General features: G+C 45.5%; 25 protein-coding genes. 14 read left to right on the plus strand and 11 right to left on the minus strand.

All coding sequences use genetic code 11. The features are described 5' to 3' along the window. Positions 1-60: 60 nt before the first annotated feature. From RFF05_RS05125 to RFF05_RS05165, 9 genes are all read left to right on the plus strand, one after another. Positions 61-756 carry a YkgJ family cysteine cluster protein gene (locus tag RFF05_RS05125; RefSeq protein ID WP_409969311.1) on the plus strand — a complete coding sequence of 232 codons (696 nt, stop codon included), beginning with the start codon at positions 61-63 and terminating at the stop codon, positions 754-756. Beyond that, a complete protein-coding gene (locus RFF05_RS05130) occupies positions 743-1,366 on the plus strand; it encodes a hypothetical protein (RefSeq protein WP_409969312.1) in 624 nt (207 codons plus the stop codon). The genes RFF05_RS05125 and RFF05_RS05130 overlap by 14 nt, the downstream gene beginning before the upstream one ends. A gap of 1 nt (position 1,367) precedes the next feature. Continuing rightward, complete coding sequence (locus tag RFF05_RS05135; protein WP_409969313.1) at positions 1,368-2,126, plus strand: N-6 DNA methylase; 759 nt, start codon at positions 1,368-1,370, stop codon at positions 2,124-2,126. Between the two features lie 296 nt (positions 2,127-2,422). Next, complete coding sequence (locus RFF05_RS05140) at positions 2,423-2,899, plus strand: hypothetical protein (RefSeq protein ID WP_409969314.1); 477 nt, start codon at positions 2,423-2,425, stop codon at positions 2,897-2,899. Continuing rightward, complete coding sequence (ligA, locus tag RFF05_RS05145) at positions 2,896-4,848, plus strand: NAD-dependent DNA ligase LigA (protein ID WP_409969315.1); 1,953 nt, start codon at positions 2,896-2,898, stop codon at positions 4,846-4,848. Before RFF05_RS05140 ends, ligA begins: the two co-directional genes overlap by 4 nt. 102 nt (positions 4,849-4,950) lie before the next feature. Then, the gene (locus RFF05_RS05150; protein WP_409969316.1) at positions 4,951-5,751 is read left to right on the plus strand and encodes a hypothetical protein; all 801 of its coding nucleotides are present in this window, start codon (positions 4,951-4,953) and stop codon (positions 5,749-5,751) included. A 40-nt stretch (positions 5,752-5,791) separates the two neighbouring features. Beyond that, positions 5,792-6,172: a DUF6809 family protein gene (locus tag RFF05_RS05155; protein WP_409969317.1), complete on the plus strand. Its 381-nt coding sequence runs from the start codon at positions 5,792-5,794 to the stop codon at positions 6,170-6,172. Positions 6,173-6,246: 74 nt separating this feature from the next. Beyond that, a complete protein-coding gene (locus RFF05_RS05160; RefSeq protein ID WP_409969318.1) occupies positions 6,247-6,981 on the plus strand; it encodes a hypothetical protein in 735 nt (244 codons plus the stop codon). Beyond that, positions 6,971-7,534 carry a hypothetical protein gene (locus tag RFF05_RS05165; protein ID WP_409969319.1) on the plus strand — a complete coding sequence of 188 codons (564 nt, stop codon included), beginning with the start codon at positions 6,971-6,973 and terminating at the stop codon, positions 7,532-7,534. Before RFF05_RS05160 ends, RFF05_RS05165 begins: the two co-directional genes overlap by 11 nt. A 174-nt stretch (positions 7,535-7,708) precedes the next feature. On the opposite strand, the gene RFF05_RS05170 is transcribed toward RFF05_RS05165, so the two are convergent. Together RFF05_RS05170 and RFF05_RS05175 are read right to left on the minus strand one after the other, a co-directional pair. Further along, entirely contained in the window at positions 7,709-8,674 is a 966-nt protein-coding gene (locus RFF05_RS05170) for an Abi family protein (RefSeq protein ID WP_409969320.1), read from the minus strand. Positions 8,675-8,947: 273 nt separating this feature from the next. After that, on the minus strand, positions 8,948-10,165 hold the full coding sequence (locus RFF05_RS05175) for an IS110 family transposase (protein ID WP_409968488.1): 1,218 nt from the start codon (positions 10,163-10,165) through the stop codon (positions 8,948-8,950). A gap of 281 nt (positions 10,166-10,446) precedes the next feature. Between RFF05_RS05175 and RFF05_RS05180 the strand changes: the two genes are divergently transcribed. Together RFF05_RS05180 and RFF05_RS05185 are read left to right on the plus strand one after the other, a co-directional pair. Continuing rightward, on the plus strand, positions 10,447-11,058 hold the full coding sequence (locus RFF05_RS05180; RefSeq protein WP_409969321.1) for a helix-turn-helix domain-containing protein: 612 nt from the start codon (positions 10,447-10,449) through the stop codon (positions 11,056-11,058). Between the two features lie 32 nt (positions 11,059-11,090). Continuing rightward, the gene (locus tag RFF05_RS05185; RefSeq protein ID WP_409969322.1) at positions 11,091-12,140 is read left to right on the plus strand and encodes a virulence RhuM family protein; all 1,050 of its coding nucleotides are present in this window, start codon (positions 11,091-11,093) and stop codon (positions 12,138-12,140) included. A 104-nt stretch (positions 12,141-12,244) separates the two neighbouring features. Here the strand turns inward: RFF05_RS05185 and RFF05_RS05190 are convergent, their stop codons facing one another. From RFF05_RS05190 to RFF05_RS05230, 9 genes are all read right to left on the minus strand, one after another. Next, positions 12,245-12,448: a hypothetical protein gene (locus RFF05_RS05190; RefSeq protein ID WP_409969323.1), complete on the minus strand. Its 204-nt coding sequence runs from the start codon at positions 12,446-12,448 to the stop codon at positions 12,245-12,247. A 68-nt stretch (positions 12,449-12,516) separates the two neighbouring features. Continuing rightward, positions 12,517-12,705: a hypothetical protein gene (locus tag RFF05_RS05195; protein WP_409969324.1), complete on the minus strand. Its 189-nt coding sequence runs from the start codon at positions 12,703-12,705 to the stop codon at positions 12,517-12,519. Positions 12,706-12,742: 37 nt separating this feature from the next. After that, complete coding sequence (locus tag RFF05_RS05200) at positions 12,743-13,093, minus strand: helix-turn-helix domain-containing protein (RefSeq protein ID WP_409969325.1); 351 nt, start codon at positions 13,091-13,093, stop codon at positions 12,743-12,745. Positions 13,094-13,285: 192 nt separating this feature from the next. Beyond that, a complete protein-coding gene (locus tag RFF05_RS05205; protein ID WP_409969326.1) occupies positions 13,286-13,684 on the minus strand; it encodes a S24/S26 family peptidase in 399 nt (132 codons plus the stop codon). Between the two features lie 65 nt (positions 13,685-13,749). After that, positions 13,750-14,601: a nucleotidyl transferase AbiEii/AbiGii toxin family protein gene (locus tag RFF05_RS05210; RefSeq protein ID WP_409969327.1), complete on the minus strand. Its 852-nt coding sequence runs from the start codon at positions 14,599-14,601 to the stop codon at positions 13,750-13,752. Beyond that, complete coding sequence (locus tag RFF05_RS05215; RefSeq protein ID WP_409969328.1) at positions 14,598-15,191, minus strand: type IV toxin-antitoxin system AbiEi family antitoxin domain-containing protein; 594 nt, start codon at positions 15,189-15,191, stop codon at positions 14,598-14,600. The genes RFF05_RS05210 and RFF05_RS05215 overlap by 4 nt, the downstream gene beginning before the upstream one ends. A 105-nt stretch (positions 15,192-15,296) precedes the next feature. Then, complete coding sequence (locus RFF05_RS05220; protein WP_409969329.1) at positions 15,297-15,827, minus strand: RNA polymerase sigma factor; 531 nt, start codon at positions 15,825-15,827, stop codon at positions 15,297-15,299. Then, positions 15,824-16,318 carry a zinc-finger-containing protein gene (locus RFF05_RS05225; protein ID WP_409969330.1) on the minus strand — a complete coding sequence of 165 codons (495 nt, stop codon included), beginning with the start codon at positions 16,316-16,318 and terminating at the stop codon, positions 15,824-15,826. Before RFF05_RS05225 ends, RFF05_RS05220 begins: the two co-directional genes overlap by 4 nt. A gap of 465 nt (positions 16,319-16,783) precedes the next feature. Continuing rightward, positions 16,784-17,278, minus strand: a complete 495-nt coding sequence (locus RFF05_RS05230; protein ID WP_409969331.1) for a hypothetical protein — start codon at positions 17,276-17,278, stop codon at positions 16,784-16,786. 137 nt (positions 17,279-17,415) lie between these two features. Here RFF05_RS05230 and RFF05_RS05235 point away from each other — a divergent pair, with 137 nt between their 5' ends. The 3 genes from RFF05_RS05235 to RFF05_RS05245 all read left to right on the plus strand — a co-directional run bounded on the left by RFF05_RS05235 (position 17,416) and on the right by RFF05_RS05245 (position 18,798). Then, on the plus strand, positions 17,416-18,012 hold the full coding sequence (locus tag RFF05_RS05235) for an abortive phage infection protein (protein WP_409969332.1): 597 nt from the start codon (positions 17,416-17,418) through the stop codon (positions 18,010-18,012). Positions 18,013-18,145: 133 nt separating this feature from the next. Continuing rightward, on the plus strand, positions 18,146-18,475 hold the full coding sequence (locus tag RFF05_RS05240; RefSeq protein ID WP_409969333.1) for a type II toxin-antitoxin system Phd/YefM family antitoxin: 330 nt from the start codon (positions 18,146-18,148) through the stop codon (positions 18,473-18,475). Continuing rightward, the gene (locus RFF05_RS05245) at positions 18,472-18,798 is read left to right on the plus strand and encodes a type II toxin-antitoxin system RelE family toxin (protein WP_409969334.1); all 327 of its coding nucleotides are present in this window, start codon (positions 18,472-18,474) and stop codon (positions 18,796-18,798) included. Before RFF05_RS05240 ends, RFF05_RS05245 begins: the two co-directional genes overlap by 4 nt. Positions 18,799-18,833 lie beyond the last annotated feature (35 nt).

Raw genomic sequence — 18,833 nt, forward strand, 5'->3', positions numbered from 1 at the left:
GGCGCATGAAGAGAAGCAATGATTTGTTTCTCTATTTTTTTGTTTTTGGAGGACAAAGTAATGTTATCACCAGAAGAAATTCAAGAAATGACCCTAGACTTAGATATCCCATTTCAATTCAAGTGCCGCAGCTGCGGAAAGTGCTGTAAGGATCGCCATGACATCATTTTGAAGTCACGGGACATTTTCCGCATTGCACAGTATTTGAAGCTGTCCACGAAAGAAGTGCTGGCTCGATACTGCTGTGTGTCACTTGGGCCAAACTCTAAATTACCCGTTGTCACCTTGCAAGCGGTGGGTACGACCCAGCACTGCCCCTTTATGGAAAACCGCAAGTGTGCGGTCCATCCCGTCAAGCCAGAGGTCTGCGCACTCTATCCCTTGGGGCGGTATATCCGCCCCAACGATGATACAAATGAAATCAAGTATCTGCTTCAGCCCATGTCCTGCGGCGGGGTTAGTAAGACACACACTGTCCGTTCGTGGCTGGCTCGGTTCAATATCCCAGTGAATGATCGCTTTTATGTCTCTTGGACCACCATTCTCAGCACCATGAGCTTGGCGATGCAAGCTCTCATCCAGCAGAAGCCCGCACAGGAACAGCTGGCATTCTATTATCTCCTGCGTGAGATGCTTTATGAAAACTACCAGACTGACTTGGACTTCGACTGGCAATTCCAACGCAATATGCGTGTGTTGGCCGATACGGTGAAAAAGCTGGTAGAGGAAGGATTGGAACCACATGGCAAAGAATGATGAACGCAACCAATTCCAAATCGCCCGTCAAGATGGGCGCAACTGTTTCGTAGAAAGCAAAAGCGACTGCTTCGAAATTGGCAAAGCCCATTTGGAGTTCGCCCAGTACGATACTAGCCGACCAGAGGGGCAACGCTTTACCAACCACGTTCATATTTATATGGATATGGCGGAGTTCCTCCATTTGGCACATACGATCCTCAATGACTCCATGCACATCCGCATGAAGAGCCAAAAGGAAGCAATGGCACAAGGCCGTGGGCAAACAGCGCCCTTATTCCAGAGCCTTGGGGGTGTCAGTGCCGAAGTATTGACCAGACGTGGGAAAGCACGTCCCGACGGGATGAGTTTATCTCGCTCTGTCCAGCTTTTTGTGGGTGAGAAGAAAGACTACCTACTCACCGCCCAAAGTGGCGCCGGTCAGACGGATCAAAAGGGGCTGATTGTCCCTCGATACGGGAGCAAGCCCGAAAATCGTGTGTCCATCGCCATGAATTGGCCAGAACTGACGAAGTTTGTACTCATCACCAAGGTGCATTATGAGGGCTGGCTATCCGCCTTCTACCACGAGCGTCGTGCTCTGATGCAACAAAGAAACGAGGTGCAATAACATGCCTCGAAATCAGCATACGGACAAAAAAGAGTTTCAAACATTGTTCGCAGGTCTGTGCCAAACTAGGCACGTTTGGAGAGCCTGGTCCGACTTCATTGAAGTATCCGCTATCTCCATTGCAAACACCTTGGATCACGGGGATGTAAACCTTCAGCGAGAACAGCGGTATCTTGAGATTATGAAAGACTATACTTCAGATGAGCAAGCACTTTTTCCACCGCTCTTTCATGCTATGGTAGGCGCATTAGAAGCTGACCCTGAGCAGGATTTCCTCGGTGCGCAATTTATGGAATTGCAGTTGGGGAACCATTGGAAAGGGCAGTTTTTCACGCCCTATTGTGTGTGTCGCCTGATGGCCCAATTAGAGGCAGGTGGTGCACAGCAGCAAGTTTTGGAAAAGGGCTACTTCACCATCAACGACTGCTGTTGCGGTGCTGGAGCATTGCTCATAGCTGCCCGCAATGTATTTCAAGAGCAGTCTCTTGGACACACATCCGTCTTTTATGTAGCGCAGGATATTGACCGCACAGCTGGTCTCATGTGCTATATTCAGCTCTCACTGTTGGGCTGTGCTGGCTATGTAGTCATTGCCGACGCATTATTAAACCCAGTTGTGGGGGATCCACTTGCACCAGCTTTCACTGAGTCACATGACGTTTGGTATATGCCAATGTTTTTTGACCCAGTATGGCAGGAACGTATCGTATGGAAGCAGTTGGATCGGCTGTTTCGCCGCCAGCTCCCAAAAAAGACTTGAAATCCAACAGCAAATAAGATATAATCCATTTATAAAGTTTCTATGTTGTCTCGTACAACGAAAGTTTCAATGTAACAAAGTGCCATTTATCCTTCACGGGATAGGTGGCACTTTTTTTGTTTTCTACCTAAATTGCATATCGATATCTCTGCCATATATGGCAACAAGGCGCACGGAGCTTCCCAGTTCTGTGCGCTTTTTTATATAGATTTCGGCTTCCGGCTCGGAAGCTCTCCCCTGTATTCCGAGCCGTTGGCTCGTTTTATATATCATTAAATTGCGAAAGGAGTTTATCCATGGGTTATTATGTTTCACTACGAGACAACAATTTCTTTGTCAACGCAGAACACGTCGCTCAGGTCAGTGAAGAACTGGAAAGCGAGAGCTATGGCCCCGAACTAGACGATGCAGGTAATATCATCAGTCTTGAGTTTGATGGCGAGAAATTAAGTGGTATGGACGATATGTTCAAACGCATCGCTCCATATGTTCGTTCTGGCAGCTATGTAGAAATGTCTGGTGAAGATGATTCTATTTGGCGGTGGGTCTTCAATAATGGTGAATGCCTGGAAGTCTATCCTACCTTGCTCTGGGCGAAACAAGTCCACATTGTCATTCAACTTTGCGACGATGGCACCTCTCGAATCCACTCAAATCTCCCACCTGATGAGGTGTGCATTGAGGTACAAGCTACCAATCGAGTTGCACTACCCCAAAACACAGATTATCACATCCTATCCTACACAGAAAAAAAGGAGGCACAGTTGCTATGATGCAGCGAATGAAAGAGCTTATCTTTGCTCTACAAAAGGCGGATACCGCCTATCACAAGCACGATCAACCAATCATGTCAGACCGAGAATATGATTTGCTCTATGACGAATTGTTTGCGCTAGAGGAGAAAACTGGCGTCTTATTGGCAGGCTCACCCGTCCATAAGGTTTCAGGCGAACTCTTAGAGTCACTGGCTGAAGTGACCCACACACGCCCCATGCTCTCTGCGGGTAAGACCAAATCCATCGACGAGGTGTTCCGCTTTGCCCAAGGGCGCAAGATGGTGCTCTCGTGGAAGCTGGACGGCCTTACACTGGTACTTCGCTATACCGCTGGGGTATTCACCCAAGCAATTACCCGAGGCCGTGAAGGGCTTGTGGGCGAAGATGTCACCCACACCGCCAAGCTGATGTCCAACATCCCATTACGCATTCCCTACACCGACGACTTAGAGGTGCGTGGTGAATGCGTGGTGGGCTGGAACTCATTCAAACAGCTCAACGATGGGCTGGAGGAGCCATATAGCCATCCTAGAGGATTGGCCGCAGGAAGTATTCGCAAGCTGGATGCAGAGGCCATGCGCAATCGCCGTCTGGAGTTTTTAGCGTTCAATCTCATTAGTGACCACGCCGATAGCTCTAGTAAATGGGAACAGCTTCGCCATCTGCGCAGTTTGGGTTTTGATGTGGTCGGACATTCTGTCTTGGCTGTCGGTGCGTCCCACCAGTCACTTTCAGATGCGGTCGCTCTGTATAACCCAGAACAGTATGACTACCCAGTGGATGGGCTAATCATTGAGTATGATGATTTGTCCTACGGTCGCTCTCTCGGTTCCACAGGACATCACGAGAACCGTTTGATTGCCCTGAAATGGCAGGATGAACTCTATGATACCATCTTCAGAGGCCTGGAGCTTGCCACTACCAGAACGGGTATGGTCAGTGTAACGGGTGTCTTTGATGATGTCCAAATCGACGGTTCTACTGTGAACCACGCCTACCTGCACAACCTAGATATTCTGGATAAGCTGGAACTGGGTATTGGGGATCGCATTCAGGTCTATAAGGCGAATCAAATCATTCCCCAGATTGCGGAGAACACCACACGCAGTGGCACTTTGACCATTCCTACCCATTGCCCTTGCTGTGGTGAACCTGTTGTCATCCACCAAACTTCAGGCGGAACGAGACAGCTCTTTTGCGAGAATACCCAGTGCCCTGCCAAACTGGTTCGCAAATTCGTGCATTTCTGCAGTAAAACTCGGATGGACATTGAAGGGCTTTCTGAGTCCACTCTGGAAAAATTCATTCAGCATGGCTGGGTGAAGAACTTCGCGGATCTCTATGAGTTGGATCGCTATAAGGCACAAATTGTCGCCACAGATGGGTTTGGAGAAAAGTCCTTTGCTAGATTGCAAGCTGCCATCGACAAGCGTCGCTGCTGTACCATGAATCAGTTTATTGCTGGACTTGGGATCCACACGGTGGGTCGTCACGCAGGGCGTGATTTAGCGCAGTATTTCCACGGTTCCTGGGCCGCATTTGAGCTGGCCATCCAAGAAAACTTTGATTTCACCACGCTCCCAGACTTTGGGGAGACCATGCACAACAATATTTACAGCTGGTATGCAGATGCCGAGGCAGATAAGCTTTGGCGTCCATTGCTCCAGCACATTACATTTATTCAGGAGGAACAAATTATGTCCACTCATACTAACAATCCCTTTTCCGGCAAGAACATTGTCGCCACTGGCAAACTGGAGCAGTACACCCGTCAGAGCATCGAGGCCAAAATCCTCAGCTTAGATGCCACACCCCAAAGCTCCGTTACGAAGACCACGGATTTCCTCATCGTCGGCGCAAAGGCTGGTAGCAAATTGGCTAAGGCCCAGCAGTTGGGCATCACCATTCTCAGTGAGGCTGAGTTTGAGGCCATGCTTGAGGCGTAATCGTCTATAACACAACTCCTGCCTGAATCATCAGGCGTACCAGGGGCACCAACTCGCTTTGTCGAATTGGTGCCCCATATCTTAAAATTGGAGGAACACTTTATGAGCCATTTCAACGTAGCTGTGCTGACCCGTCCAGACGGTGCCAGTGTGGATGAATTACTGGAACCTTACTACGAGGGTATCACCGTCGCACCTTATGTCTGTCGTACCAAAGCGCAGATTATTGATGAGCAAAAAGCGCATCTCAAGCAAATCTTAGATACCCCTGCATATCAGGAGTGGGTCGCTGATCCCACCGCTTATAAAAACAAGACCCCAAAGGCGGCTGTACATGCAGAGTTTCTGGAAACTGTTCCTGATCTCTTGAAGCTATCTGATGAAGAACTGTATCTCCGTGCCATTGATGGCTATGATCCCGATGAGCTGAATAGCGATGGGGATATTTTGAGCACCTATAATCCTCAGTCTAAATGGGATTGGTACTCCATTGGTGGACGTTGGGCAAATAGCCTGTATCTCAAGCCCGATGTTGTACCCAATGGTGGTGCCGCTGTGGACTCAGCGGTAGCTGCAAACATCGATTTCGCTAGAATGCAGGATTTGGAGAATCCCTTGTCCTCCTACGAAGAGGCGAAGGCCAATTATCTACTAGGGTCAGCGGCCTTTGAAGACCGCTATCCCACTGTGGAAATTTATATCCAGCGTCATATCAAGTTCCATACCAATGCCGTTATCACCCCCAACGGGGTATGGCACTCACCTAGTGAAATGAGTTGGATTGGTATTTCTAGTGAGAAAGCGGACGAACATGCTCAGTGGGTTGAGAACTACTGGAATCGCTTCATCCAGCCCGCCATTGATTGCGATGGAATTATTACCATCGTGGATTGCCATATTTGAAAGTAGGTTTCTGATGCATACACCATTTTACCAAACCCATATGGGTTCACACTTTTTCCAAAAGCAAATCCCTGAACTCATCAAGGCACTGCAGCAACTAGCAGCGCCACAAAAGCAGGTAGCTGTATCGTTGGATACATCGGCACCTGACGAGATTATTAGGCTTCTATATCATGGGGAATTGGAGTTCTCCGCCACCAATCCAGCCGCTGATATGCCTGAGTATATCAAGTGGAACGATGCTATCAAGGATTGTCGCAAGCGGCTAACGGATAAGTACGGCTCCACTTTTGTAGCTGATTTAGAAGCGTATGACGAGCTACTCATCGCAAGAGCATCCGTAGAGTTTGAGCAAACCTTTACCCAAGGTTTTCGCACGGCGGTACAACTCCTGTCCGATGGGATAAGCCATACACCGTAATATACAACCATATTAAAAAACAGTAGGCGGTTGGGGAATCCCCACCGCCTACTGCTCTATGGAAAGGACTTTTTATGGAACAAGATAATAACGCCATCCCTCTCACAAAAGGTGTGAGACCCATCTCTGCCAATGATTTTTTCTTCGACGGTAAAGTAGAGGCATCGGATGATACCATTTCTTTTTACACAGTGTTCTCCTGTAACGTGGATGAGATTTTCGGCACACATGTTGAAACCGACCACAACGATGGTTATATCAACGTGTATGCCACTCTGGATTTGAAAACCTGTTCGGTACAGGATGTACTGCTTATTGTCCTGTGGCAATGTGACAGTTGCACGGATCTGTCGTATCAATTGAGCAACCGCGAAAAAGCAATCATTCGCACCAAAATGGATGAGCATATGCGTATGGACGGCGGCACTGTTTACCACTGCCCACACTGTGGCCATGCACAGACCCTCCAGGTTTTACGGATGGAGAATGCCACATGGCAGAGCATCTGTGATGCCTGTGGACATAGCTTCCAAGTGGCACTGGAGAATGACGGCAATGTACTGCGCAATTCCATCCAGTATTGCCACGGAGATCAGATAGTGTGTACGCCCTATTATAAACACCTCCACTATCACTGTAGGGCTACCGAGGCAGAAAGCCCCCTGAATACCGTGCCCAGCTGTATGTCATGCCCCAAGCAGGGGTGTCATATCCATACCACTGCGCAGGATGTGGAACTGCTACTCAACGGTGAAACCACTCCATCTGCCATACTATCTTCGAGAGGAGGTCACCATCATGGGGACTGAACACATTGACAAGATAGCAGGCTTAGATTTGTCCACACTGACCTACGATGACATTCGGTGGCAGTGTGGGACAGGCGTATCCATCACCCACGGAACTGGCCGCAATAAAACTTACGCCTACCGCCAGGGTGTCCTGACAAAGCTAGGTGACATGGAAGTATCCGTATGGGAGAAAATCGCATACCACCTTGTTGAAGCAAATGATGATTTGTACCACCTGCAATGCCTATCAGAAATGTTGCGCAAGCACGACTATGGTGGGCACTACGCTCGTGCCACAGGAAAGACAGAACTGAAAAGAGACGCACTCCGCCACTGCGTAGCCCAGATGCACAACAACCCCCAATGGGCCTCGTTCGTGGAGTACAATCAGGCGTACCGTCCTGACCACCTGAAGCTTGTGTCACTGGTCACGGTGGTGACTGAGTGTTGCAATGATCCTTTCGAAGCCCCTGAAGCGCAAACCCACCGTGATCGTATCTATTGCGCTCACTGTGGTCGATTCAGTGCATTCGTAAGTAATACTATGAAACGTACTCCGAAATATTTATAATACAATTTGAATGATTCGGCTTTTGAAAAACAAAAACACCCCTCTCACGAGGGGTGTTTTTAACGCCAAATGCATGGCTACTAGCTATAAGAGCTAGCGTTACTGTACTATTATTATACACGATTTTCAAAAATATGCAAGCTTTTTTGAAAAAAATTATTCAAACCCAATTACTTATAGTACAAGCCACTCATAAATGCTTTTTCTTCCCATTTTACCTAGAATCTTTTGAGCGATTTTACGACGCCCTTTTAGCGACATTTTCAAATAAAAGAGTCCGATAGCAATACGAATATGAAGGGTAGAACCCAAAGCGTGTAAAATTTTCAAAACGTCTCTATAACATATATCTGTTTTAGAAAGATTGCATAATGCAATAATTTCAGCAAAGAAATTCAGATTTTTATCGTGTTTCAACTTGAACCGAGAAACCAACTCCAAGTGAGCGCACTCATTACGCATTTTATTTAAGATAAACATAGCTTGTTGATACGCCTTTAGATCATGGGAATCGAAGTTGAAATCGTTTAGTACCTTTGCCTGCGTGTTATTATCTAAGAACAAAAATAAATAGTATAAGGGACCGAATGTAAGTTGTTTAATTGCAACCCAGAACGGCGGCTTTTGATATTGTCCCATGTAAGCTGGCTTTTTATTGTATCGATCCAAAAACGATTTTGATTTGAAAGTCCCATTATTGTAACGCTGGGTCGTTTCAAATAGCTCGTGCTTTGAAAAGGCTTTTGATAAATGTGTATCATTGGGCACAGGAGTACAATAATTTTGCGGATTTACATACTCTAAAGTTTTAGCCGCGGTATCGCAATATTTTCCAGTGAAGTGATATGAAACAGATGTTTTAAGGCGTGACTCTATATCCAAAATCAAAAACAATGTATGCTTTTTCAGGCACATATCAAACTGATATAAATCGTAAAAATCTTCAAAATAAACATCATCAAACATTTTAGTCGGACTGGACTGTGATAATAGTATACTTTCAAATCCATTGATGATATCAAAATAATTGTATTTAGTAAGAATGCAAATGGCTCGTTGTTTATTTCTGAACTTTAGTCCTCTATTTTCGAGTATTGTAATTCTGTCTTCGATAGATTTGTGTTCTTTGGTAATTGGCATATTAGGCACCTGCTTTCTAATATTCATATTATACGACATTTTTTAGCAAATTTCCAGATTTCATTTCTGTCCTATCCGTAAACTTTTATAGTTCCATTGAAAAAATTAACGAATTGTGATAAACTCTACGATAGATTGGAGTCCTGCAAATAAAAGTCAAGCCCTAAAATGAAAAAATCTCACAAAAATTGTGAGATGGAAAATGGGTATAGAAAAGCAGGTCAGGAAGAGAAGGATGCTCACTGACCTAGAAAACTATGAAATTAGTGTCACCTAGCCCTCGTTAGCGGTCTCCAGAGCCAGCATGCACTCCTTGACCCGAGCGTAGTAAATCCGCAGGAACTTGTTCTGTGCGGCCGTCATGTAGACGTAGTAGGGCTTGCCCTCGGCACGTTTCTTGTCTATGAACTGGTACACCGCCTCGTCCTCTGGCTTCTTCTTGACGTAGGTGGAGACCACCTGAAACAGCGTCTTACGCAGATGTGGAGAACCACGCTTGGTGGTTTTACCGTTCTGGGAGGTCTGCTTGCCCGATTGGTTAACCGACGGATCCACCCCCGCAAAAGCCACGATGGAACTGCGGTGGGCAAAGCGGCGGACGTCTCCAATTTCCGACATCAGCTGTACGCCAGTGGCCTCGCCCACGCCGTACATGGCCATGACAGTGTCGTACTCAGGCAACTCCTGCGCCATGCGGTTCATCTCAACCTTCATCTCGGAGAGGGTCTCCTTGGAGGCTGTGAGCTGCTTTGCCGCCGTCACAACCAACAATTTTGCATAGTCATTTTTGGGCAGAGTGACAATCATGAGCTGGGTTTTTGCGTAGATTTCAGCCGCTTTTCTGGGTTGAAAATGGTACCCCTTTCGCTTGCACCATTTTTGGTAGCGGTCTGAGAAGGATTTTTCGCTGACTTTTGCAATGCAGTGACAGTGCCAAAATGTGGTCAGAAAATCAATCCACTTGACATGACCATCCTTCCGTTCAGGGCTAGAAAACAGCTCATTGACGCCGGGAAAGGTCTTGTCCGAGAGAGAAATCAGATTATTTTGTAACGAAACAATGGTTTTCATGTACAAATTGTACTGCCGTGTGCAGAGTTTCAATTGTTGTCTTAAAGTTTCCATAGGTGTATGTTCCCTCAAATCCACCCAGTTGTCAAGTCCGTATTTAGCGATTTTCAGTGCATCAGCCTTGTCAGTTTTAACCTTGCGGATGGAGCCACCACCGCTCTGTTTGATGAGAAGGGGGTTGAGGATGCTGATGTAGATGCCATGCTGACTGAGAGCCTGGGCGACTGGCTCGTGGTAGCGCCCTGTGGCCTCCATGATGACACGGGTGTCCTCACCCAGAGCAAGAATTTCCTGCGCCAGTACGTCGATGCTTTGGCTGTCGTGCTGGTAAGTACGAGGTGGGAGCGCCACCTCACCCATTGGCCGCAGGGCGGCTACCACGCTGAATTCTTTGGAAATATCAATCCCGACTGCGTTCATATTGTTTCCTCCGTGTATTTTGATTAGGCATCCCGCTTTCTTCGTTGCTTGTTCAATCTCCTGAGTGACACGAACGCACCAGTGATGGTGGCACAACCTGCGTAAATCGAATGCTGCGAACGAGAGAGGCGGCTGACGGACTCCAATGCGGGCGTGTAAGCCCTTGGTGTTAAGCGCCAGACCTGTTCTCTCCCATTCTAACAGCTTAGGCAACAAAAAGATAAAAGACACGGCTGGCTGCCGTGCCTTAAACCTTAATTTATATTGTAGGAGGTGTTTACTTGGATAACCGAATCAAAGAACTTCGCCTAGCCTTGCAGATGAACCAGACCCAGTTGGCAGATGCGCTGAATACCAGCAAGACTTCTGTGAATTTGTGGGAGCAAGGGCGTAGGTTGCCTCCTGTAGAAACACTTCTTCGCATAGCCACTTTCTTTCATGTCTCTCTGGACTATTTGCTGCGACGTAGTGAGGCTCGCATTGAGTCCAAGGACTTGACCCAGCAAATTGATGTTTGCCAGCTCCCGGCGCTACACGGTGCCCCTGTGTGGTTGGAACGACAGGACATCTGGGTGCTTGTCGATGGAATTGGGCAAATTCTGCGACGCACAGATGGGACCGCCATACCATTTGCTCAGATTGATGAACCAGTCTGGGGGATGCCACCCGTATTCGCTCGCCCCTTAACTGGTGAGGGAATGCCACTGACACGGAATGAGATATCCTCGTTTGAAGAACTATGGGTAGAACCCATTTCTCCCGACCCCCTTTTACGCAATGAACTCCGTGGGTGGTATACGGTCTATCAGCGATATGCTGCCAATGAATTTGGCAATCGCTTCTACTTAGATCGCTACGGTGCCACATGGCTGGCTTTTGAAGATTCACTTTAGATTAACAACCTGAAAGCGGGAGGATATGGATTATGGGCATCAGCAAAGACAGTGAGAAACATTTGCAAATACGAAATAGCACAGTTGATTTCCTTGTCTTTACCAAAGATGGGGGTAATGACACAATCGAAGTCAGAGTACAAGACGGTGATGTTTGGCTGACTCAAAAAGCGGTGGCAGAACTCTTTGACGTGGATAGAAGTGTTGTGACAAAACACCTGAAAAATATTTTTAATAGCAAGGAGCTTGACGAAAATTCAACTTGTGCAAATTTTGCACAAGTTGCTGATAACGGAAAAACCTATCAATATAAATTCTACGCATTGTCGGCCATTATTGCGGTGGGTTATCGCACCAATTCCGAAAGGGCCACCAGCTTCAGGCAATGGGCAACAAAGGTTCTGAGTAGTTTCGCCAAGCGAGGCTATGTTCTTGATAAAGATAGGTTGATCAATGGCCAGCTTTTCGACGATGATTATTTCGATCACTTAGTTTCTGAAATTCAAGAAATCAGGGCAAGCGAACGTCGATTTTATCAGAAAATCACTGACATTTATGCTACGGCGGTTGATTATGCAGTTGATAGCAAGACCACAAAAGATTTCTTTGCAACCGTGCAAAACAAGATGCACTTTGCGATTCACGGCAACACTGCCGCTGAGGTGATTGTCAGCAGAGCGGATCACCAAAAAGACAATATGGGACTTACTTCGTGGAAGAATGCTCCCCATGGTAAAATTGTAAAAACCGATGTTTCCATAGCGAAAAACTACTTGTCCTCTAACGAGCTGACGGAATTAAATGAAATAGTTACGATGTATCTTGATTATGCCACAAGACAGGCCAGACGGCATATTCCTATGACGATGCAAGACTGGGCGACGAAACTGGATGCCTTTTTACAGTTCAACGATGCCGAGGTTTTACAGGATAGAGGAAAGGTAACAGCCGCTATTGCCAAAGCATTCGCCGAAAGCGAGTTTGAACAATACCGTATCCCGCAAGATGCATTGTATCAAAGTGATTTTGACAAGCTCTTTTCTGATATTATTTCTGACGAACCCGAAAACCACGCCACCTAAACCAAAAAAAGTGGGCAACCAAGCCATAAACGGCCAGGTTGCCCACTTTTCTATTATCCAGATTGTCTTTGGTAGATGGGAAAGGCTTCATATCAAGCGAATGCTCATTTTGTTTGCTTAGGTCTGTGTTTGAATACCAAGCCCCATATCAACCCTGTCAACAAACCATATACCGAATAAATGGCATAAGTCACTGAATTACTCCAAGGAAAAGATGCTTGTGGATTATTAACTGCATAGAGAATAAAGGCAATTGCAATAATCATAAGCACACAACCAGTAATAAAATATCCTTTGCATTTAGACATACTCATTTCCTCCTATCGACATAATATAAATTTCTTGTATTCCTTACACAGTTCAATGCTCATAATAGTTACAACTTATCTTCGTCACTTTTACCTTTGCTATCAAGTTTTTTGAATAGAAGTGTTCCAGTAAGAAAAATCGATATGCCTAACAAAATTCCAATAGCGATGCTATAACCTGAATTCATAAATTTTGTATTCAACACAATAACAAATAGCACCGCAAGAGTTATCGAAACTAAAATACTTTTTTTCATGCTGTTTTCCCTCCAAAACTAATATAAATTCGCTCTACTACTCAACTTCTTTTAGCAATTCCTCAGCCGAAATGCCAAATAGTTTCGCAAGTGCTATTAAATTTGATGTACTCGGGTCAGAAGCACCGCTTTCCCATTTAGAAACTGCTTGTCTACTAACACCGATAGCTTCCGCTACAAACTCTTGTGTCATTTTACATTTTGTTCGATGTTGTTTTAAGGCTTCTCCAAGAGAGACTCTTGTTTTAGATTTTTCTTGCCGAATATCTGTTGACTTAATATACTTCAAAAGTGCTCGACATATTAGTGAGAACAGAAAAATAAGCCCTATAATAATTCCTACAAAGAAAATCAAATTAACAACTCCCATGATTAGTGTTAATCTCATAACTCACATCCCCTTTCTTGGTGGGTATATTTTAACAAATTCATGCAGTTGCAACCACCAACTATTGCGATAATATGGGTTGCATTATGGTTGCAATCTAAAAAAGCTGAAATCTTATGTCAAATATACCACTAACCCACCCATAACACAATGCTTTCATAAAAACACTGTTACTACCCCTCCGTGGTATTGCTACGGGAAAAGCACCACTGCAACCACCTGACTCTGGTGAATATATGGCTCATCCCAATAGCGTGAGTCGATGGAACTCTCGGGATTGTCCCCCAGCAGATAATAGCAGTTCTCTGGGACGGTCTCTCCATTAGGTGCTAGTTCTAGTGGCCCTGCAGCAATTCGTTTTACCAGAGTACGCCCATTTGCGCAGCTGAAAATAATAACATCGCCCGTTTCCAGTTCTGTATAAAGCCGATACCCGATGATGATAGATCCCGCGGGAATCGTTGGTTCCATTGATGTCGTGGGCACATATCCCAATAAAAATACAACCCGAAATAGCACCACGACAATACCGCATATCAGTACAGGGAGTACAATGGGTTTCATCTTCGCAAGCAGTGATCTTATATGCATATATACCTCCTTAACGCAAAAAATTGAGCTTAGCACCGATGGTCGATGCTAAGCTCAATTTCATTTTATATACCAATCTTACGCAAAATCTCGTCAATACACGTACAGGTGTCAGCAAATGAAATTTCTGCAGCATAGTGGAAATCCTTTTGATAGCCTGTCCAAAAACTTTGTAGCCGTTCACTGGACCGGATTTGATCCATAGTGGCAGTGGCCTCTGTCTGGGTCAGAATACGGGTGCTCTTTCGTTTTGTAGCGGTTTGCTCAAGCGCTTCTCTCAATAATGCAAAATCACATAGATGCCCACGCATCTTATAAATGACATAAATGTCGTAAAAATCTCTTGGTCGTGTGTTCGCCATCGCTCGTGTTAGGACGGTTTCTAATTTCTCGGCCAGAACAGTTTCAAGATTATATGCCCATATTGTAATGGCTCGATCATCAAAGATTAAACGGAATGTGTATTCTATCTCCTTGGGTGTAATCTTATCCCCCGTGGTTACATCTACAGAAAGAGGAACACGCAATGGGGGATAGTTGGCCATCAGGCTCACTCGAATACCAGGATAATCATCCTGCGCTCTAATATCTGTAAGCCCCATTACTTCCATAGTCACATCATCATCGACTTGAATCTGGCAAATCTCACGGAATATTTCCTCTAACTTTTCATGGGTTAGGGTGATTCCTTTTACGGTGGTATCTAAGTCCATCGTCGCACGGGTATCCAACCCAACAATCGCCGCAATTAGAAAGCCACCCTTCAAAATGAAGTTTGACTGATATGTTGAGAGCGTAATTCGCTCTAATAGCCGCTCTAGCATATAATTTTGCATAACAAGCTGAGCGGATATTTGATTCTCAGCTGCCTTGTTCTTTACTAGCGCCTTTAACTGCATAGGGTTTTTCGTCTTCATAATAGCACCTCCATATAACGTGCAATTGAGTCTGTTACTCTAAGCTGGTCAGCGTATTGATACAGCCGAGTCATATTTATGTCTGATTGTTGCACATAGGCTCGCATTGCACCATTGACGATTTGGATGTCACTGGTAGAATTAGGTTTTACAATATCGCAAAGGGTGCGCTCAACATCATATACCGCAATCTTGTGTTTGCAAGGTGAGTCTATCATTATTTTTCCTAGCTCATGATTTTCAGCTTTCACCAATCTTGTGGCAAGACCGCCTGCTTTTGCGGCCGCTGGGTTATAGCCGATGGGAAAGGTCATGGTATACTGATGAGGTGTCCTGTCAATCAATCCATGTAAATATAGCGCTGTATCGTGGGAAAAAATGCCTTGCCCATATTTATACTGTAAAATGAAAAGCTCATCTTCCCATACATCGGGTAACACATAAACGCCTCGATCTGCACGGCAAAGCGCACCACGATTAACCAACTTGGTTAGTGCATAGCGTGGAATTCCTGCTTGTGTTACCTGCGTTGCTGTAATCATCCCGTTCAATTCAGTAGTCATCGCTAAAATTGTCTCGCTATGTGTCATAAGCATCACCGCCTATACTTTAATGTCAACTATTATATCATTACTTAACATAAAAGTATACACCAAGCATGATGATTTTGAAAATAAATTTTACGCACCGCATTGCTATCCCACGCAGTAATCCCGTAACGCTTCACACTTTTTCAGTATCCGCCGTGCATTGGACATCCACGCTGTCACCAGATTTGGGGTGCAGCCATAGATGGCGGCAATTTCCTTGCAGGTGTATCCTTCAGCCAACAAAATCAGGGCATTGACCCCTTTGGCAGAGGATTGCGGCATGGACTCGCTCTCTTTGCGAAGGATGGATACCAACTCCTCTATGTTGGAGAGTCGGTCTTGATAGACCCCTTCGGTATCTTCAATCCAGTCATCTTCGTGCTTGGTGCGGCGCCACTGCTTGGATAGTTCTTTGAAGATTTCGTTGCGAATGACGATATACGCATAAGTGCTAAAAAGCGCATTTCGTTGCTCATACGCATAGGCCGCCTTGCAAAGTCCTATGCGGCCAATCTGCTCCAAGTCCTCTAATGTGATGACGGATCCTTTGGGTACCGTCACGCAGTTCTTGAGCACTTGACCAACGAGACCCATATTGTCCTCAACCAGATGTATTTGCTCTTGGGTTAATGTCATGCAGAATCACCTGCCTTCGTTGGAAATGGAATGGTTTTACGAGATGGTTCAGCGGCCGATGGATGGATGGTAGCCCGTGCTGCCAATACCCGTTTGCTTTGGGCGATGACTTCCTTGCAGTAATACTCGCTCAGATACCCAATATGGGCGTGGGACTTGGTTGCGCCAATCACATCGGCGAGCCAGGCGTAGGCATCCTGCTTGCTCATGATGCCAGATAGATAGATCTGATTAAAATATCGGTGGGCCTCATTGCGTAGTCGGCGCAGTTCGGGACCAGCCATGGTGCCTACGGGTTGCTTTGTGCCTGCGTGTGTGCGCACATAAGTATTGCAGGCTGGATAGCGTGCGCAGACATAGAGCATGGTGCCATTTGGATTATGTTTGTAAATGCCATCGGCACTTCTTAAAATAGCTGGCGCCCCACAGGAACACCGCATTTGATGGCCATCAAAGTAGCCGTTGATTCCCTTTCTTTTTCGTTTCATCATTCTGTTCCTCCATTTTGGAAATAAAACTTCATGCACAACTGACGAAGCAAAGTAAATTGAGCTGTTTCGTGCATGGAGTTTTTGCACATCATTTTCGGTTGCCACCCGTAGGGTGGCGAGAAAATGGTACATTATAATTTTTTTGTGCAACAAAAAAACCGAACGATAGAAAGCATAAAGAACCAGACGCTGATTTTCTTGCATCTCATCAGCATTGACTCTTTACGTTTCTACCGTTCGGCAGATATATTCAATTAGGTCGCACCCATTTATGGAGCGCTCACTGCAGCTCCGTTCCTATTCCCCGCATCCTCACATGGGTTGCGTGTGTTGGCGGACACTCTTTCCGCATAGGAAGCCTGGGGTGCTGACCCTTGACTGGGTTTAGCATAGCACAGCCTCCCTATGTTGTCAAGCGTATTTGTAAATAATAATTCCAGTTTCATAATTTATTTACAAATGCGATTATTTTGGATACTTACTTTGCACTTTGTAGTGTCGCCAATAGTACACAACCAGAACCAAAACAATCAGTGCTGTGATTGCTATCATTATGCCTAATACAGCAATGATGTCCATGTCCTCGGTAGTATCTGGCTCGACTTCTGGTTCGAGTTCTGGGGATGTCTCATTGATGGGTTGATCTTCTTGGCTGGCAGCGTGTTCTATAGTCACACCCGTTCCAGTATAGCGTAGGGTGTAAAAGCTACTGCCTCCGATTTCCAATGCCAAGACTCCTTGGTCGTCAGCAGGTATGACACCTGGATATAATCCGTATTCTGTCTCCAACTCAAATTCAGCACCTGCCCACTGGGTTCCCAGTTCAATGGTCAACTGCTCAGGGATTAAGACGTTGGCATCTGCTTCATCGGTAGCATAGATCATTTGCATTTGCGCCAACATGGATATAGCCATGCAGATAGCAATAAGGCCTCCCATGGTACGACGAGATATTTTCACGCATTTCACCTCCATTCTTGCCAATGGGCAAGGTTTTGATTGTTATAGTAATAGAAAATAAATGTAATTCCGCATCTCAATGTTTACTTTCGTACTCTTATGGTGTATACTCAGAGTATGAAAGTGAGGTGTTGTGTTTGTCCAAGCAGGAATTATTGGATCAGCTTGTGCAGGATAACCATGGTGTTCTGCGAACATCAGATGTTGTGGATGCGGATATTTCACGCACCTATCTAGCGTCCTATGTGAAAAATCGTGGTATGGAGCGAGTTGCCCATGGGATTTATCTGGCCGCTAATGCTTGGTGCGATGGGTTTTATCTTCTGCAGGCTCGCTGGCCAAAGGCGATTTTTTCACACGAAGCTGGGCTGTATCTTTGGAAGGTGGCAGAACGTGAGCCTATGCCTATGACGGTAACGCTACCCGCAGGGTGTAATGTCAGCAATCTAAGTGACGACGGCATCAAAGTCTATAAGATCAAAGCTGAACTCTATGACTTGGGCAAAACAGAAACCCTATCGCCCAATGGCCATAAGGTCTATACCTACAATCCTGAGCGATGTTTGTGTGACCTGTTGCGCAGTCGTAGTCAGGTGGAGGTGCAGGATATCACCTCTGCCATGCGTGAGTATGTGTGGCAAAAGGATAAGAACATTCCGCTCTTACTGCGCTATGCGAAGGAGTTTCGAGTCGAGCGCATTCTAAAACCATATTTGGAGGTATTGCTACCATGATTCAGACATCCACACAGCTCAAAGCACTGAGGATCATAAAATCCAACATTTAACGATAAATAGATTGACAAAAAGAACGATATTGCATATACTAATGGTGAGTACTCTTTGAATGATATAGTGAGGTGATAATATGCTAGAATCAACATTTTCGGTCAAGTCAGTCATGGATTCCATTGTGCCCATCACACGATTTAACCGTGGGGAAGCAACTAAAATTTTTGATGAAGTTCATGCGTCTGGGACAAAAATTGTATTGAAGAATAATGTACCCTCTTGCGTTTTGGTAGAACCTGGTCGTTATGAAGCTATGGTTGAAGCTTTAGAGGATTACGCACTATTTTTCGAGGCAGAAAAGCGATTGGCTTCTCACGATGGAGAAATGTTATCTCATGATATGCTGTGCGCAAAATTGTCTATTACACCAGAGGACTTGGAAGATATCGAGGTGGAGATAGAATGAGCCAATGGCATATCACCTATCTACCAGAAGCAGAACGAGATTTTTCAGGGCTAGATCGCACGCAACAGCTTCAAGTGATGAAAGCCATCGAAAAAGTTTCTCGTAACCCATTGCCCACAACAAAAGGGGGGCTGGGTAAGCCATTGGGTAGTCATAGTGGAAATAATTTGACAGGGTATCTGAAAATCAAGTTATTACGGCTTGGCCTGCGTGTTGTGTACCGTTTGATTCAAGAGGGTGATGAGATGAATATTATCGTCATCTCGGTACGTGACGATGAAACGGTATATCACATAGCGAAAAATAGAATTTCATTTCTTTGACACGAGCAAGGGGCAGTCCAAAAAGGACTGCCCCT

Origin of the sequence: Bengtsoniella intestinalis (genome assembly GCF_039719005.1) — a bacterium.
Classification (GTDB): Bacteria; Bacillota; Clostridia; order Oscillospirales; family Oscillospiraceae; genus Oscillibacter; species Oscillibacter intestinalis.

Excerpts from the sequence above, each read along its gene's own strand:
- RFF05_RS05210 (WP_409969327.1), bottom strand. The coding sequence starts at position 14,601 with ATGAAGACGAAAAACCCTATGCAGTTAAAGGCGCTAGTAAAGAACAAG.
- RFF05_RS05125 (WP_409969311.1), top strand. The coding sequence starts at position 61 with ATGTTATCACCAGAAGAAATTCAAGAAATGACCCTAGACTTAGATATC.
- RFF05_RS05140 (WP_409969314.1), top strand. The coding sequence starts at position 2,423 with ATGGGTTATTATGTTTCACTACGAGACAACAATTTCTTTGTCAACGCA.
- RFF05_RS05190 (WP_409969323.1), bottom strand. The coding sequence starts at position 12,448 with ATGTCTAAATGCAAAGGATATTTTATTACTGGTTGTGTGCTTATGATT.
- RFF05_RS05135 (WP_409969313.1), top strand. The coding sequence starts at position 1,368 with ATGCCTCGAAATCAGCATACGGACAAAAAAGAGTTTCAAACATTGTTC.
- RFF05_RS05215 (WP_409969328.1), bottom strand. The coding sequence starts at position 15,191 with ATGACACATAGCGAGACAATTTTAGCGATGACTACTGAATTGAACGGG.
- RFF05_RS05240 (WP_409969333.1), top strand. The coding sequence starts at position 18,146 with ATGCTAGAATCAACATTTTCGGTCAAGTCAGTCATGGATTCCATTGTG.
- RFF05_RS05165 (WP_409969319.1), top strand. The coding sequence starts at position 6,971 with ATGGGGACTGAACACATTGACAAGATAGCAGGCTTAGATTTGTCCACA.
- RFF05_RS05205 (WP_409969326.1), bottom strand. The coding sequence starts at position 13,684 with ATGCATATAAGATCACTGCTTGCGAAGATGAAACCCATTGTACTCCCT.
- RFF05_RS05155 (WP_409969317.1), top strand. The coding sequence starts at position 5,792 with ATGGGTTCACACTTTTTCCAAAAGCAAATCCCTGAACTCATCAAGGCA.
- RFF05_RS05225 (WP_409969330.1), bottom strand. The coding sequence starts at position 16,318 with ATGATGAAACGAAAAAGAAAGGGAATCAACGGCTACTTTGATGGCCAT.
- RFF05_RS05185 (WP_409969322.1), top strand. The coding sequence starts at position 11,091 with ATGGGCATCAGCAAAGACAGTGAGAAACATTTGCAAATACGAAATAGC.
- RFF05_RS05195 (WP_409969324.1), bottom strand. The coding sequence starts at position 12,705 with ATGAAAAAAAGTATTTTAGTTTCGATAACTCTTGCGGTGCTATTTGTT.
- ligA (WP_409969315.1), top strand. The coding sequence starts at position 2,896 with ATGATGCAGCGAATGAAAGAGCTTATCTTTGCTCTACAAAAGGCGGAT.
- RFF05_RS05170 (WP_409969320.1), bottom strand. The coding sequence starts at position 8,674 with ATGCCAATTACCAAAGAACACAAATCTATCGAAGACAGAATTACAATA.
- RFF05_RS05150 (WP_409969316.1), top strand. The coding sequence starts at position 4,951 with ATGAGCCATTTCAACGTAGCTGTGCTGACCCGTCCAGACGGTGCCAGT.
- RFF05_RS05245 (WP_409969334.1), top strand. The coding sequence starts at position 18,472 with ATGAGCCAATGGCATATCACCTATCTACCAGAAGCAGAACGAGATTTT.
- RFF05_RS05175 (WP_409968488.1), bottom strand. The coding sequence starts at position 10,165 with ATGAACGCAGTCGGGATTGATATTTCCAAAGAATTCAGCGTGGTAGCC.
- RFF05_RS05130 (WP_409969312.1), top strand. The coding sequence starts at position 743 with ATGGCAAAGAATGATGAACGCAACCAATTCCAAATCGCCCGTCAAGAT.
- RFF05_RS05220 (WP_409969329.1), bottom strand. The coding sequence starts at position 15,827 with ATGACATTAACCCAAGAGCAAATACATCTGGTTGAGGACAATATGGGT.
- RFF05_RS05200 (WP_409969325.1), bottom strand. The coding sequence starts at position 13,093 with ATGAGATTAACACTAATCATGGGAGTTGTTAATTTGATTTTCTTTGTA.
- RFF05_RS05160 (WP_409969318.1), top strand. The coding sequence starts at position 6,247 with ATGGAACAAGATAATAACGCCATCCCTCTCACAAAAGGTGTGAGACCC.